This is a genomic window from Wolbachia endosymbiont (group A) of Acrocera orbiculus (assembly GCF_947250015.1).
GTDB classification, from domain to species: Bacteria; Pseudomonadota; Alphaproteobacteria; order Rickettsiales; family Anaplasmataceae; genus Wolbachia; species Wolbachia pipientis.
Window position 1 is genome coordinate 442,713 of the sequence record NZ_OX366272.1, and the last position, 15,332, is coordinate 458,044.

The following is a 15,332-nucleotide window of genomic DNA, read 5'->3' on the forward strand; positions in this document are numbered from 1 at the left end:
ATTTGGATTTATATGAAATATGATTTTAAAAGTGTTGAAAAATTTTATCAAGATAAATGGGATTTTTCTGTAAGCAAGAGTGGTAAACAAGAAAAGTGTTACGTGTTGGAAATGTTTCCATATCCATCTGGTAAAATTCATATGGGACACTTACGTAACTATGCAATAGGGGATGTGATAGCGCGTTACAAGAGAGCTAATGGATTTGAGGTTTTGCATCCAATTGGCTGGGATGCGTTTGGATTACCAGCTGAGAATGCAGCAAGGGATAACAATATTAGCCCCGAAATATGGACAAAAGAGAATATAGATAATATGCGTACACAGTTGAAATCTATAGGTCTTTCTTATAATTGGGAGCGTGAACTCTCCACATGTGAGCCTGATTATTACAAACACGAACAAAAATTTTTCCTGGATTTTTTAAAGCATGGGCTTGCCTATCGAAAAGAATCATGGGTTAACTGGGATCCAGTGGACCAAACAGTGCTTGCAAATGAACAGGTGGTTGATGGAAAAGGATGGCGATCAGGTGCAGTTGTTGAAAAACGTAAGTTGTCCCAATGGTTTTTAAAGATTACTGATTTCGCTGAAGATTTACTCAAGTGCCTGCAAAGTTTGAAAAATTGGCCAGAAAAAGTCAAAACAATGCAGGAGCGTTGGATAGGAAAATCTGAAGGAGCAACTATAGAGTTTGAAGTAGTTGGCCTGAATAAGAAATTAAAAGTTTTTACAACTTATCCTCATACTTTGTTTGGGGCTTCTTTTTGTGCAGTGGCAGCAGAGCATCCTATTGTGCAGGATTTAAAGAATGGTTCTTCTGTTGTCATCCCAGTGCTTGACACTGGGATCCAAGAAATAAAATCGAAAAGAGAGAACGATGAAAAAATAGGAGTTTACACCGGATTAAACGTCAAACATCCATTTCTTGATAAGGAATTGCCGCTTTACATAGCGAATTTTGTGTTGATGGAATATGGGGAAGGCGCGATTTTTGGTTGCCCTGCACATGATCAGCGTGACTTTGAATTTGCACAGAAATATAATTTGCCGATAATTCCCGTTATTTCTTCAGCCCACTTAGGTGTCATTCCAGCGCGTGACCAGAATTCTTACAATGGATCCCAGTGTCAAGCTACTCAGATGACAAAGGAGGCGTATACTGGAGACGGGACAATGTTTAACTCCGAATTCTTAAACGGATTAATGGTTAGTGAAGCAAAGGAAGCCATAGTTAAAAAATTTGAAGAAAAAAAAATAGGCAAAAAAACAATAAACTATCGTTTGCACGATTGGGGAATTTCGAGACAACGTTATTGGGGATGCCCTATACCTATTATATATTGCAAAGACTGTGGTACTGTTCCAGTGCCAGAAAAAGACCTGCCTGTAATACTGTCCGCGGATGTGGAATTCACAAGTGGTGGCAATCCACTTGATAAACATCCTACTTGGAAATTTGTTGATTGCCCAAAATGTGGAAAGCAAGCAGAGCGTGAAACTGATACGTTTGACACCTTTTTTGAATCCTCTTGGTATTTTGCTGCATTCTGTAGCGAAGATAAATCAATAGACAAAGATGCGTGTAATCGTTTTATGCCTGTTGATTATTATATAGGTGGAATAGAGCATGCAATTCTGCATTTGCTTTACTCACGATTTTTCTGCCGTGCTTTAACCAAATGTGGCTATTTTGATATTAAAGAGCCTTTCTCTACTTTAATCACTCAAGGAATGGTCTGCCATGCAACTTATAAAGACGAAAATGGTAAGTGGCTATTTCCCGCAGAAGCAAAAGAGTTGATTGCACAAGGAGCTAAGGTTCAAGTGGGCAAAGTTGAAAAAATGAGCAAATCGAAAAAGAATACAGTTGACCCAAACTTTATCATAGAAAAGTATGGTGCTGATACTGCTCGCTTGTTTGTGTTGTCCGACACTCCTCCGGAGAAAGATATGGAATGGTCCGATGATGGCGTGGAAGGTTGTTCTCGTTATGTAAATAAATTGTGGCGTATGGTCATGCAGCTAAGACCTGTAAATATACACTATGATAATGAAAATGTTACGGGTGGACTTCTAGAGTACAGAAAAAAAATTCATAAACTCTTACACGGACTTACAGATGACTTGGAAAACTGCAGATTAAACTGTGTAGTGGCAAAATTTCGTGAGATGACGAATTTAATAGCTGAAATAGACGTAAAAACTGGAAAATCTCTTATTGATGAAGGTATATGTATATTAATCAGAGTAATCGAACCATTCATACCACATCTAGCTGAAAGCCTATGGCAAGAAATAGGAGGTCAACCTTGGCCAAAAGCTGATGAATCATTATTAGTTGACGATACGGTAACTATAGCAGTGCAAATCAATGGAAAATTACGTACAACAATCAAGGTGGCAATTAACTTACCTCAAGAAGAATTGAAGAAAATAGCGATAGACTCTGTGTCCAGTAAGATCGATCAAAGCAAAGTTCGCACTGTATATGCTGTACCAAATAAGATAGTAAATATAGTTATATAAAAGACCTGAGTAGTACGTTTTATATAATCTGATTTTATGGCTATACTTTTTTTGACATGTAGTTATATCTTTTTTAATATAAAGGATATATACTTATGCATTATATATTTTTTTGTATGAGGAGTTATATGAAAATAAAGAGATTGTGCGTTTTGGCTGTGTTGCTTACTTCATCTCTAGCAGGTGCAGCTAGTAATAGTGCAAGTAAGTCAGAAGATATAGCTCTTTCGATAAAAGTCCGGATGTGATAGGATAAGGATAGATGATGATAAGGAGGTTGAATGCCAGCAGCATATAGTTATGATTTAAGAAAAAAAGCAATGGAAGCGCTAGACGAAGGAGAAAGCAGAGAAACAGTGGCAGCAAGATTTAAGATTGGACGAACTACTTTATGGGAGTGGCAGCAAAGAAGAAAAGAAACAGGAGACTTTCAATCAAAAAAACTTGGAAATGGGGGTTACAATCACAAAATTACCGACTGGGATACCTTTGCCAAATTTGCCAGAGAACACGGAGGAAAGACTCTATCGGAAATGGCTAAACTTTGGAACAACGTTAGTATCCAAACGATCTATCGAGCCCTTAAAAAAATTGGATTTACGCGCAAAAAAAGACATATGGATACAAGGAAAGAAACGAAGAAAAACGTGCTGAATTTTTGAAAATTATAGCGACAAAAGAACCTAAAAACTTAGTGTATATAGATGAGTCTGGCATTGATAACACCGAAGACTACCCCTACGGATATTGCCAGAAAGGACAGCGGTTTTATGCCTTAAAATCTGGAAAGAAAACTCAACGAATCAGTATGGTTGCAGCCTTAAGTGGAAGAAAGATAGTTGTTCCGTTAACCTTTGAAGGCCACTGTAATATGGATGTTTTTAATGGATGGTTTGAGCAATTTTTGACACCGATCTTGGAACCTGGACAGACTGTCATTCTTGACAATGCTACTTTTCATAAGTCTGATAAGATTATCGAGCTTGCTAAAGGGGTTGGTGCAGAAATTTTGTATCTGCCGCCTTATTCTCCAGATTTCAACAAAATTGAGCATCATTGGTTTGCTATAAAAAACAGAGCCAGGAAAAACATTCCTCTATTCGAATCCTTTCTTCGTGCTGTTGATTCTGCCTTCCTATGACCTGTTTGGACTATTATGAGAAATGCTATACTGGACCAAATATTGCGTGGGATATGGAAATAGAATTTCCACCGCAATTTAAACGATTGCTTAGAGATTTGTATGAAAATGAAAATAACAAGTGGTTTGATGTGACGCGGGATTCAGAGCATAGCATCGTACTGAAATTGTCAACTAACATCAATTTAAAAAATGGTCTTAAGCCCTTACGCAATGAAATCAAGGATGTGCTTGCAACTTCTATTCAAGAATTTGCGAAGACTATGGAAGAACTGATAAAGCTAGAAAAGAAAGAGATTACATATGATAAATTGAAGGAATTGTTGGACGAATTCAGGTTAAAAGTGGTAAGTAGCATAGATTTTAAGTTGACAACTCACTTAATATACAACGCCTATCAAGTTGCCTTTATACAAGCAGTTAGGTTTCAGCTGGATAGACGGAAAGAAGGTTTTTCACTGGAAGATGAGATAAAAAATTCTTTAGTGAGACAGGAATTAGAAAGTCAAGGTAAGGAATTACCAGGTGAGAAAGAAGTGATAATAAGAGATCTGAAAAAAGCAGGAGCAAAAGTACCGGATGTTTTAGATGATAGTGAGCTTCCTATATTTAAAGCAGAATGGAAGCGGCTTAAAGAAGAAGGGAAGATAGCTAAGAGAACAATTATTGATGTTTATAAATATATACATAGTAGAGAAACAGAGACAGCTCTAGGTAATGCTAAAGAAGAGATTAATCTTTTAAAAAAAGAAGGACAAAAAAGATATATTAGGATACATGAAAAATTGAAAGAAATATATGGAGATGTAAAAAAGAATAATTTAGCAGGTGATGTTTTAAGAAGAAGGTTAGAAGGTCTTTTTAAGTTCGAGTATGATGATCAAGAAGTTGAGCAAAGGCTAGTAAAATCAGTAATGAAAAAAGCCAAGGGTGAGTTAGGCCTATTAGGCATGCTCAGCTTAATAGACCAGTTTCGGGATTTAGAAAAGGAGATAAAAGGTTCTTTGAGTGAGAATTTAAAAGAAGCTTCAGATAAAGCAAATGCTTTTGTAGCAAAGATATATTTAGAAATAACGAAATGCAAAAAACAAAATGTACTCAAAGGCCAAGCAAAGGGTATAGAGGATTCATGTAAGCTGTTAGAGGAAAAGGAGCCGGATTTAGTACAGAGGATTAATGCGCACCGAGCGGAAATTGCAGAATGCTTAGAGCAACCTATATCGTTAAGGAAAGTAATAAAGGTGAGCGAAATAGGAAAGGAGAACAGCATCCAAGTACAAAATTAATAGAGAAGCATTTGAAAAATAACCAAGAAATTCTCAAAGCATTAAAACAGTTAGAATTAGAAGAAAAAGGATTGTTGATAAATGAAGAAACAAAAAATAATTATATAGAAGAACTAGAATCTCGCGAAAAAATAAAGTTTGCAATAATAGAGGATGATTTACTGAAGGAGTTCGAGCGTGAAACTTTTAACGAAGAAGCAGTTAAGAAGTTGTTAGAGGAAGCGGAACTTGAATACTATTTGGCAGAAAAATGCATAAAAAGTCCTGTGATAAAAACAAAAAATAATATCAAGCACTTTTATCAAGGTTTATTGTCTCCTTTGATAGATAATTTGACAAAAGATATAATAAATAATATACCAGGAAATAGTGAAGGTTGTATACAGAAAGTTAAGAACTGGAGTAAAGTTATGTTTGGTGCAATAAAGATTGGAGCATCAAATGCTTATAAAGAGACTACAGAGAGAAAAGCGTTAAATGTGGCACATAATACTTATAAAGAAGGAGAGACATTTCTTCAATGTTTTCAGTCAAATTATGAAGGTATTGGAGCCTTTTTAGGTAATTTATTTTCTGATGATGGGGTAACATTTAAAAATGATGTGTGGCCTAAAATAGAAGAGCATTTGCATGGAATGTGGGATAGATTTTTCAAGGATATTGAATTCAATATTGGAAATAAATTGGATGAAGTAAGTGTGACACAGCAACGGCAGGAAACTATGATTGTGACTCAACGATAAGTTCTCAAAGTTCCTCCGGTATTTTCACATACTAAATTAACTATAGCACTTGATTCTTTTTGGATCTCTTTTTCAGTTAAAGTGTGAGTTGGAGAGCAGAAAGTAACTGACAATGCTATAGACATCTTATTCGATTCTATATTATTTCCATGGTATACGTCAAATACTAAAACTTCTGTGATGAGCTCTGAGCTTTTTTTTACCACATTGATTATGTTACCTACTTTCACATCCTTATTTACAATAAATGCAAAATCACGTTTTACACTTTGGTATTTATAATCGATAAATTTCTTTCTACTTACAGGTAAATTTTCAATATTTTCTAATATCACCTCAAAACCTACAACTTTTTGCTTGATATCAAAAAGATCTAATATATTAGGATGCAACTCTCCAAAATAACCTGCTACTTTATTCTTAAAAGAGAGAGTGCCTGACTTTCCTGGGTGATAATGTTCTTTTTCTGCTCTCTCTATCGTTAAATTATCACAATTGACGTTAAAAAACTCCAAAGCTGCTATGCAATCAGCCTTTGCGTCAAAAACATCTACTTTTCTATCAGTATTATAATGGTTTCGCGGTAAATTATTTCCTGTTCTTATCCCACTTAAAACATGTTTAGACCGAGCTTCACCATCGTAAATCGGCCCAATTTCGAAGATTGCAAGATCAGATATTCCATGGGCAATATTATCAGCAGTAACTTGCAATAAATTTGGCATAATACTTGGTCTCATTATATTAAAGCTATTGTTAAACGGATTATCGATGATAAATAACTTATTCGAGTAACCAAATTTTTCAGCTGTTGATTCACTCATAAACGACCAGGTTAGCACTTCATGAAACCCTCTGTTTGTCATCAAAATACGCAAATTGTCGCATGTACTATCTACTTCTTCAACATTATTTGGTAGTGGTTCTTCTTTTATTTTGTCATAGCCGTATATCCTTGTTACTTCTTCGATTAGGTCAGCCGGTATTGTCACGTCCGGTCTCCAGCTTGGTACTTGTACATTCCAATTGCCTTCGGTTTTTTTATCAATACTAAACCCTAGTTTCGTTAAGATATCAAGCACCTCATCAGGCGATACAGACACACTTCCAAACTTGTTCACATCCTGATAATCAAAGCTCACCTTGGTGTCAGCACTATCTAAACTGCCAGCAGACACTACGCTTGAGGTTTCTCCACCACATAAGTCCAGAATCATTTTAGCTGCAAGGTTGAGTCCATCAAAAGTAAATCCAGGATCAACTGAACGTGCAAATCTGTAACTAGCGTCTGTGGAGATGCCGAGCTGCCTTGAAGATTTAGTAATAGAGATAGGATCGAACCAAGCAGACTCTAAAAAGATATCAGTAGTTTCAAGAGTACATTCACTGCACTTACCACCTATAATTCCAGCAATTCCATGAATATTTTTATCACCTGCAATAACGCTTATGTCTTTGTTTAATAAGTATTCTTTACCGTTCAAACCAGCAAATTTTTCTCCGTCGTTTGCTTTGCGTACTGTGAGCTCTCCTTCTATTTTTTTTGCATCATACGCGTGCATTGGGCGGCTGAAAGATATCATAATATAGTTCGTGATATCAACTATTGCAGAAATGGAGCGCATTCCTATCGATTCCAGCCTATCTTTTAACCATTTTGGGCTTTCTTGATTTTTTACATTGGCGATGTATATTCCACTAATAAAACTTTCCCCGTCAGTAACTTCAACATCGATTGGTGAATTTATGGAGCTGGTAAGTTGTGGAATGCTTAAAGTCTTTAATGTCCCAATTCCAGTTGCAGCAAGGTCGCGAGCTATTCCATAAATGCCTAAGCAATCTCCACGGTTTGGAGTAACATTTATATCAATTACAGGGTCACAATTGAAAAATTTATCCCCTACTTTATAATCATCGGAAAGCTCGATTATTCCTTCACTTTCCTCTTGAACCAGCGCAAGTTCAGAAGCAGAGCAGAGCATCCCTTCACTTAGCATTCCTCGTATTTTTGTGGACTTAATTGTGAGATCACTTTCTGGCAACGTGCTACCAAGAGATGCAAGTACAGTTTTCATACCTTCTCTAACATTGTTTGCTCCACAGACTATTTGTAGAATTTTACTTCCATCATTTACTTTACATAATTTTAATTTATCAGCATTTGGATGAGGTACGACTTCTAATACCTCTGCAACAATAAACCCAGTCAATCTGGAATTATCGATCACATCTTCTACTTCTAACCCTATGTGAGTTAATTTATCGGTAATTTCTTCTAAACTAGCATTGGTTTCTAAGTGTTCTAATAACCAAGATAATGTGAATTTCATGGACCTAAAAAGAAGTGAAAAAGTTATTGTAATGTAAAATGTAGTGATTTTAAAGCTTATTGTAGTGGAATGAAAAGTGACTTCTGTATCACAAGCAATGATGCAGAAGTTTTTGTAACTTTATATCTTCTTGTAAAGAGAATTTATCTTCTTTATATCACCTTTTAAATCTATCTCCGTAAAGGATTTAAGATTCATATTGTGGGTATCTGCATGGAAGCTATGAATGTAGCCATCTATAGTTAAGTCTCCTATCATATTATGGCTTTCATCTAGTATTTCGCTTCCTATTTGATAATGGCCAGTATATTCGTTAAAGGAACCATCTGTCAATTTGATGTATCCGTTACCAAATTCCTGCTCTAAATTTAAAGGATGATTAGCGTTAATAAAATCTATTTCGTTCATTATATACCTCACTAAAAATTAAATTATAATTAAAATAAGATGTTAAGTTAAATAATTTAATAAGATTAGTAAATTTTAAAATACAGAGCTGACTGTAATTAACACTCTAATTACATATTTTGTTAATGTATCAATGTTATAATAACACAGAGCCTTATCTTAACCCTTGACTTTGTCCTATAAAATTCATACTTTATTTACTGTTATAGTTCAAGTACATAGGGTCAAAATGGCGTTAAATCCGCTAGAGCAATTTAAAGTATATACAATAATAGAGTTACCTAGGTTATTTGGGTATGACGTAAGCTTTACCAATTCATCTTTTTTCACGATGATTTCGGTGATATTGATGATACTCTTTTTGCTTTTTGGAATAAAGAAGGGGTCAGTAATACCAGGATATTTGCAAGCTGCAGTTGAGTATGTATATGATTTTGTTATTTCAATAATAGAAAATAACACTGGAAGCAAAGGCTTGCAGCACATTCCATTGATATTCACAGTATTTATTTTCATTTTATCGTGTAATTTAGTTGGTGTTCTTCCTTATAGTTTCACGGTCACAAGTCATGTGATAGTCACCTTCGCTTTATCGATGGTGGTTTTTATTTATATAACGATTGTTGGATTTAAAGAAAGGGGAGTAGAATTTTTACGCATATTGCTACCAAAAGGAACTCCTTCGTGGCTTGCACCTATAATAATTATTATTAAGTTGTTTGCTTATTTAGTAAGGCCGGTTAGCCTATCAATAAGGCTTGCAGCAAATATGATTGCTGGTCATACAATCATCAAAGTGATAGCAGGGTTTATTGTAAACATGAACATATTTTTCACTCCTGCGCCGTTTTTGTTCATAATTGCATTGATAGGATTTGAAGTATTTGTTGCAATTTTACAAGCTTATATATTTACTATATTAACATGTGTATATTTGTCAGATGCAGTAAAGTAATTGACTTCCTTGTAGAATATTTTACAATTATATTATAAAGAAAAATTAAAGGTAATATATGGATTTAGTAGCTTTAAAGTTTATAGCAATTGGTTTAGCTGTGTTTGGAATGCTCGGTGCTGGTTTAGGTATAGCTAATATCTTTTCTGCTATGTTAAATGGGATTGCGAGAAACCCTGAATCAGAAGGTAAAATGAAAAGTTATGTTTATATTGGTGCTGCCATGGTTGAAATCATGGGATTGCTTGCGTTTGTACTTGCAATGTTATTAATATTTGCTGCTTAACAGATGCCACAGCTTGATGTTTCAACCTTCTTTTCTCAAGTTTTTTGGTTTTTAATTTTTTTCTCTTCACTTTTTTTCGTGGTAAGTTGTTTATTTTTACCAAAGTTAGATAAAATAATAAGCACTAGAAGTAAAGAAGTATTGGGTTCTTTTAATAGTTCTGTTCATCTTTTAAGACTCACGGAAGAGCAGATTGCCAAGTATAATTCCGCTTTAAACCAAGCTAGAATACAGGCAAAAAAAATCATAGATGATGCACTTGCTCAGGTAGAAGAAATGAGAGCTAATGTTCAGAATATATTAGAAGAGGAAGACAAAAAAAAGAGCAAGCTTATTGAAAAAAAAGTGGCAGAATTTAAATCTGAATATACTGATCAGTTAAAACAAATGGCTACTAGTATTGCTTTAATTTATTATACTAAATTGACTAATTCTGAAATTGAAGAGGAATTTATTGCTGACTTGGTGTCCAAAGAATTTTAGGGGTTTTTATGTCTACATCACTGATTATCGGTCTTGCCTTCTTGGTAAGTTTTGTCCTTTCGTATAAATTGCTAAAGAAAGTGATAAAAAATGCGCTTAACAATAAGCGTAACAAAAGCAAATTTTCAAGTGAAGAAACTGAAAAATTCAGGAAAGATATGTTGGAGTATTACAAAAAATCTTCTAAAAAATACAAAGAATTAGATGCAGAAGTTAATAAAATGATGAATGAAGCACTTGATAAAGCTAATAGTATCATTAAGCACAATAGACAGCAGCTAGATCAGACATTAGATGACAATGCCCATTCTAACTTGAAGAAAGTCACTGACCAAGTTGAAAAAGCTCTTGGGGATTTACAGACTAACACAGTGAATATAGCTGCTGATGCTGTAAAAAAAATAATGCATGAACGTAAAGATGATAAGCGTAGTAGCGAGGTCATATCTTCATTTTCACGTGACTTAAATAAAAAATTGCATTAGGTTCAATGCAACAATTGCCTATACTTCAAGCTGATAATGTAGAAAAAATTAAGTTTGATTCTAGTTTGTGCAAAGAGCCAGAGAAACTTTTTTACTATAAATTTAATATAATTCCTTGGCAAAAATTAAATAATACTACTTTTTTTATGGTTGAAGACACAAGCCGAGATATCAACCGTTGGGTCGAAGCTCATTACGGTATTGACTATGTATTAATAAAAGTGGATAGCGAACAGATTTTAAATCTTCTTAACTCGCACTTTGGTATTTCAGAATTTGCAAGCAACTACTTATATTACAAGAATCCTAATTTTTCAGCTAAAAGCATTAAACTAAGCTCAATATTTTTTGCTTCTTTCTTTATTGTAACTTCAATTTTAACACTAACAGAGAAATATACATATTTTGCTTTGATGTTGATATTTATAATCGGATGTTCTAGTTATTTATTCAAGTTTATAGCTACAGTTTTTAGCTTATGTGAAACCTCCAACCAAAAAGTGGATTATAGTAAGCTGAATGAAGAAGATTTTCCTATATATACTATTTTATTGCCTGCTTTTAAAGAAAGTGCAGTGATAGAGCAATTGATCGAAAGCATTGAAAGTTTGGATTATCCAAAATCAAAATTAGATGTGAAGCTTCAGGTAGAAAGTGATGACCAAGAAACGCTAGCAGCTATAGAAAAGTACACTTTACCGCAGTATTTTGAAGTAATAAAAGTGCCTCATTCTTTGCCTAGAACAAAAGCCAAGTCATGCAATTATGCTATGAGCTTTGCTAGAGGAAAGTATGCAGTAATATATGATGCGGACGATAAACCAGACCCATTGCAGTTAAAAAAAGCACTGATTGAATTTAATAAGGACGACGATAAGCTTGCCTGTGTACAGGCGAAATTAAATTACTATAATTGTGATTATAATTTTCTCACAAAATCCTTTTCTCTGGAGTATATGAACTGGTTTCAATACTTATTGCCTGGATTCCAAAAAATGAACATGCCAATGCCTTTGGGTGGTAGCAGTAATCATTTTTCAGTAAAAATTCTAAAAAAAGTGTTTTTCTGGGATGCTTACAGTGTTACCGAAGATGCTGACCTCGGTTTGAGACTTGCGCAAATGGGATATAAAACCAGGATGATTGACTCAGAAACATTGGAAGAGTCACCAATTGCTGTATTTGCTTGGATTAAGCAAAGAGCGCGCTGGATCAAAGGCTATATGCAAACTTATATTGTTCATTTAAAAAATATAAAGTCACTTTATAAACACACTGGATTTAAGGGAATTTTGCTATTGAATCTTTTTGTTGGCTCTGCAGCTTTTATATTTTTTACTACTCCATTTTTACTGCTTTCATTGATATTAACTAAAGTTTTAAATGAATTATTTTTGTACTACTGTGTAGTGGTATACGTTACTAACCTGATTCTTTTGGTAATAGCTGTCAAACAGCAAAAGATGCCTTTTTATTTTTATATAGTATCGATATTTTTTCCGGTCTATAGTCTGCTACATAGTGCAGCAGCTTTTCTTGCCTTGTGGGAATTTATTCTTTACCCTGAGCGATGGAACAAAACTCAGCATGGTTTATGGAACAAAAGCAATCAAAACCTGTAGCTATTTGGCTTTTTCTCTGCTGTATCATGGTAATTCTCATGGTGGGGATTGGTGGATTTACCAGACTTTCAAAAGCAGGATTGTCAATCACAGAGTGGAAACCCATCACTGGAACATTGCCACCACTGAGTGGACAAGACTGGCTACAAGAAAAATTAAAATACGAAGCTACACCTGAATATAAAGCACTTAACTATGGTATGAGTATGGAGGAGTTTCGCGCTATATACTTAATAGAATATGTACACAGATTGGTTGCAAGACTAACAGGTTTAGTTTTTGTCCTGCCATTTATATATTTCACATTAAGAAGAAAAATATCTAAAAAAGTAGTAATAAAGCTATTTATGGCATTATTATTTGGAGCTTTACAAGCTTTTGCTGGTTGGTATATGGTTAAAAGTGGTTTAGTAACTGAACCTCATGTTAGCCACTATAGGCTTGCACTTCACTTATTATTAGCATTAATTATCTTTGCATTATTGTCATATCAATTTTTTGATTACCAAATCAGGCCAAAGCAAACTAAACTTAAGATTAGTAGTGACACTATATACTATACAGGGATGATTTTGGCCCTAATTGTAATACAAATAATTTTCGGTGCGTTTGTTGCGGGATTAAATGCTGGTTTGATTTACAATACCTTTCCACTAATGGGCGGACAAATCGTTCCAGAAGATTTATTTTTCTTACAGCCTATATGGCTGAATATCTTTGAGAACAGAGCGACAGTGCAATTTATACATCGAGCACTGGCATTGCTAATACTAACTTTGGTAGTAATACTCACAGTAAAAAATGCTAGCATAAAACCGGTATATATTATGCTGCTCTCCGTCGTCATTCAGATCATTTTAGGTGTAATTACTCTATTATTGCACATACCGATAGCCATTGCCATAGCTCATCAAGTGTTTTCATTTATCTTGTTTGGGTCAAGTTTATACTTCTTGTGTTATTTAAGGAAGCAGACTACATCACCAATCTGCACATTTTTTCCTTCTTGAACGGGAATATTTTTTATCACCATTGCTGCTTCAGCACATATAATATTTTCCATTTTCATCGCTTCCACAACAAATAAAGGTTGTCCTATTTCTACCTGATCTCCTACATTTACGTGTAATTTAACTAATAAGCCAGATATTGGGGATTTTACAGCATCTACTGAAATCCCTTCTGTTTCATTATTTAGCATTAACTTACTTAATTCAGCTACATGAGGTTTTAATATACAACACTCAGCTTTCATACCTGCATGTCTTATGAAGTACTTGCTGCCTTGTCTTTCTATTTTAAGTGCTATATTGGTATCGTCATTAATTGTGATATATAGCAATCTATAACTTGATTTCCACTTGCCTATAACGGAGTATTTATTGTGATTATATACCGTTATTAATATATTATCTTGGTATTTTGCATTTACGGAGTACTCATTGTCATTTATATTCACTATGAATAAATCTCTTGCACAGTCACCTGCCATCCGAGTAGCTGATACTGGTGCCCCTTCTTTTTTACTAGATTCCAGTGTCACGCACTGGAATGACACCTGAGATGTTTCATTCACTGCTTTATGATGGTACCTTTCTTCATTTTCCAAATGAACATATAACGCAGTGAAAATAAATATTTTAATATACTCCTCTGTAACCAAATCGCCGTGAAACCCACTAGGGTAATGATCTGGAATGAATCTCGTATGGAGCTTTGCTGCGATAAAATTTGGGTGATGGAAGATGGATTCTAGAAATTCTATATTATTTGTTACTCCTTCTATATAGCATTCAGACAATGCTTTTTGCATTCTGCTGATCGCTTCTACTCTATCTTTTCCATATGTTATCACTTTGGCAATCATCGAATCATAGAACATGCTAATTTCTGAACCTGCAGCAACTCCATCATCTATTCTTACATAATCATTTTCACCCGGTTTATCGTAATATTTTATTCTTCCGCTGGAAGGGAAAAATTTCTTCGATGGGTCTTCAGCGCAAATTCTACTTTCTATTGCAGAACCAGTAAGTTTAATATCATCCTGACTGAACCTTAATTTTTCTCCACAGGAAGTTCTAATCATTTCTTCTACTATGTCTATTCCAGTTATAAATTCTGTTACTGGATGCTCAACTTGTAATCTCGTATTTACCTCAAGAAAATAGAATTTTTGGTCTTTATCTACAACAAACTCAACAGTACCTGCTGAAAAATAGCCAACTTGCTTTGCTAAAGAAACACATTGGGCATACATTTTTTGTCTTACTTCTTCACTAATAAATGGACTTGGCGTTTCTTCCATTATTTTCTGATTATTCCTTTGTATTGAGCACTCCCTCTCTCCAAGACATACTATATTGCCATATTTATCCGCTATGATTTGTATTTCGATATGTCTTGGTAATTCTATATATTTCTCTATAAAGATACTGCCATCCTTAAAACTTTTCTCTGCTTCATTTGTTGCTGATGTGAACGCTAGTTCAATTTCTTTTTTGGAATTTACAATTCGCATTCCCTTGCCACCACCGCCTGATGCAGCTTTAAGCATAACGGGAAAACCGATCTCTTCAGCAACTTGAGCTGCGTGGGCAGCATCGCTGATCTTACCCATATATCCTGGCACTACATTCACTCCAGCTTTTCTTGCAGCTTCTTTTGCTGTTATTTTGTTGGCTGTAACTTCTATTGTTTCTGCACTGGGACCGATGAAGTCTATATTATGTTTTTGAAGAGCACGTGGAAAATCTGGATTCTCTGCTAAAAAACCATAGCCAGGATGAACTGCCTCAGCACCTGTTTCAACTGCTACTTCACATATTTTTTCAATGTTTAAATAACTGAGGCAAGATGGCGAAGGGCCGATATATCTTGACTCATCTGCTTGTCTTACATGCACAGAATTTACATCTGCATCCGAGTATATGCACACACAAGATATACCCATCCTACGAGCAGTTCTGATAATCCTGCAGGCAATCTCTCCTCTGTTTGCTATTAAAATCTTACTGTACTTCTTTTCCGTCATCGTATGAGTATACTTTCTGAAGTTAAGAAA

At 34.8% G+C, this 15,332-nt stretch carries 11 protein-coding genes and 1 pseudogene; 9 read left to right on the forward strand and 3 right to left on the reverse strand.

Annotated features, from left to right (window positions below; translation table 11 throughout):
* Nucleotides 1–12 precede the first annotated feature (12 nt).
* The 3 genes and pseudogenes from leuS to OOL03_RS06945 form a co-directional block, all read left to right on the forward strand.
* Entirely contained in the window at nucleotides 13–2,529 is a 2,517-nt protein-coding gene (leuS, locus tag OOL03_RS02215; RefSeq protein WP_264707531.1) for a leucine--tRNA ligase, read from the forward strand.
* A 281-nt stretch (nucleotides 2,530–2,810) separates the two neighbouring features.
* Nucleotides 2,811–3,670, forward strand: a protein-coding gene (locus OOL03_RS02220) for an IS630 family transposase (RefSeq protein ID WP_264707034.1) whose coding sequence is annotated in 2 segments (ribosomal slippage) — nucleotides 2,811–3,135 and nucleotides 3,135–3,670 — 861 coding nt in all. Because the reading frame shifts where the segments join, the coding sequence is not laid out codon by codon here.
* Nucleotides 3,671–3,687: 17 nt separating this feature from the next.
* Nucleotides 3,688–5,699 (forward strand): annotated as a pseudogene (locus tag OOL03_RS06945) (hypothetical protein); the annotation flags it as partial.
* On the opposite strand, the gene pheT reads toward OOL03_RS06945, so the two are convergent.
* A complete protein-coding gene (gene pheT, locus OOL03_RS02235) occupies nucleotides 5,690–8,029 on the reverse strand; it encodes a phenylalanine--tRNA ligase subunit beta (protein WP_264707534.1) in 2,340 nt (779 codons plus the stop codon). The pseudogene OOL03_RS06945 and the gene pheT sit on opposite strands and share 10 nt — an antisense overlap.
* Nucleotides 8,030–8,149: 120 nt before the next feature.
* A complete protein-coding gene (locus tag OOL03_RS02240; protein ID WP_077188073.1) occupies nucleotides 8,150–8,437 on the reverse strand; it encodes a hypothetical protein in 288 nt (95 codons plus the stop codon).
* 229 nt (nucleotides 8,438–8,666) lie between these two features.
* Here OOL03_RS02240 and OOL03_RS02245 point away from each other — a divergent pair, with 229 nt between their 5' ends.
* Genes OOL03_RS02245 through OOL03_RS02270 form a run of 6 tightly spaced genes read left to right on the forward strand, consistent with a single transcriptional unit; the run spans nucleotide 8,667 to nucleotide 13,278 of the window.
* Nucleotides 8,667–9,392, forward strand: coding sequence for a F0F1 ATP synthase subunit A (locus tag OOL03_RS02245; RefSeq protein WP_022626288.1), 726 nt, complete (start codon nucleotides 8,667–8,669; stop codon nucleotides 9,390–9,392).
* A 58-nt stretch (nucleotides 9,393–9,450) separates the two neighbouring features.
* Nucleotides 9,451–9,678, forward strand: a complete 228-nt coding sequence (locus tag OOL03_RS02250; RefSeq protein WP_006014985.1) for a F0F1 ATP synthase subunit C — start codon at nucleotides 9,451–9,453, stop codon at nucleotides 9,676–9,678.
* 3 nt (nucleotides 9,679–9,681) lie between these two features.
* A complete protein-coding gene (locus OOL03_RS02255) occupies nucleotides 9,682–10,161 on the forward strand; it encodes a F0F1 ATP synthase subunit B family protein (protein ID WP_264707535.1) in 480 nt (159 codons plus the stop codon).
* Nucleotides 10,162–10,169: 8 nt separating this feature from the next.
* Nucleotides 10,170–10,646: a F0F1 ATP synthase subunit B family protein gene (locus OOL03_RS02260; RefSeq protein ID WP_077188071.1), complete on the forward strand. Its 477-nt coding sequence runs from the start codon at nucleotides 10,170–10,172 to the stop codon at nucleotides 10,644–10,646.
* A gap of 14 nt (nucleotides 10,647–10,660) precedes the next feature.
* The gene (locus OOL03_RS02265) at nucleotides 10,661–12,268 is read left to right on the forward strand and encodes a glycosyltransferase family 2 protein (protein WP_319803725.1); all 1,608 of its coding nucleotides are present in this window, start codon (nucleotides 10,661–10,663) and stop codon (nucleotides 12,266–12,268) included.
* Nucleotides 12,217–13,278 carry a COX15/CtaA family protein gene (locus tag OOL03_RS02270; RefSeq protein ID WP_264705020.1) on the forward strand — a complete coding sequence of 354 codons (1,062 nt, stop codon included), beginning with the start codon at nucleotides 12,217–12,219 and terminating at the stop codon, nucleotides 13,276–13,278. The genes OOL03_RS02265 and OOL03_RS02270 overlap by 52 nt, the downstream gene beginning before the upstream one ends.
* On the opposite strand, the gene OOL03_RS02275 is transcribed toward OOL03_RS02270, so the two are convergent.
* Nucleotides 13,227–15,302: an acetyl-CoA carboxylase biotin carboxylase subunit gene (locus OOL03_RS02275; RefSeq protein ID WP_264707537.1), complete on the reverse strand. Its 2,076-nt coding sequence runs from the start codon at nucleotides 15,300–15,302 to the stop codon at nucleotides 13,227–13,229. The genes OOL03_RS02270 and OOL03_RS02275 overlap by 52 nt on opposite strands.
* Between the last annotated feature and the right edge of the window lie 30 nt (nucleotides 15,303–15,332).

Excerpts from the sequence above, each read along its gene's own strand:
- leuS (WP_264707531.1), top strand. The coding sequence starts at position 13 with ATGAAATATGATTTTAAAAGTGTTGAAAAATTTTATCAAGATAAATGG.
- pheT (WP_264707534.1), bottom strand. The coding sequence starts at position 8,029 with ATGAAATTCACATTATCTTGGTTATTAGAACACTTAGAAACCAATGCT.
- OOL03_RS02240 (WP_077188073.1), bottom strand. The coding sequence starts at position 8,437 with ATGAACGAAATAGATTTTATTAACGCTAATCATCCTTTAAATTTAGAG.
- OOL03_RS02245 (WP_022626288.1), top strand. The coding sequence starts at position 8,667 with ATGGCGTTAAATCCGCTAGAGCAATTTAAAGTATATACAATAATAGAG.
- OOL03_RS02250 (WP_006014985.1), top strand. The coding sequence starts at position 9,451 with ATGGATTTAGTAGCTTTAAAGTTTATAGCAATTGGTTTAGCTGTGTTT.
- OOL03_RS02255 (WP_264707535.1), top strand. The coding sequence starts at position 9,682 with ATGCCACAGCTTGATGTTTCAACCTTCTTTTCTCAAGTTTTTTGGTTT.
- OOL03_RS02260 (WP_077188071.1), top strand. The coding sequence starts at position 10,170 with ATGTCTACATCACTGATTATCGGTCTTGCCTTCTTGGTAAGTTTTGTC.
- OOL03_RS02270 (WP_264705020.1), top strand. The coding sequence starts at position 12,217 with ATGGAACAAAACTCAGCATGGTTTATGGAACAAAAGCAATCAAAACCT.
- OOL03_RS02275 (WP_264707537.1), bottom strand. The coding sequence starts at position 15,302 with ATGACGGAAAAGAAGTACAGTAAGATTTTAATAGCAAACAGAGGAGAG.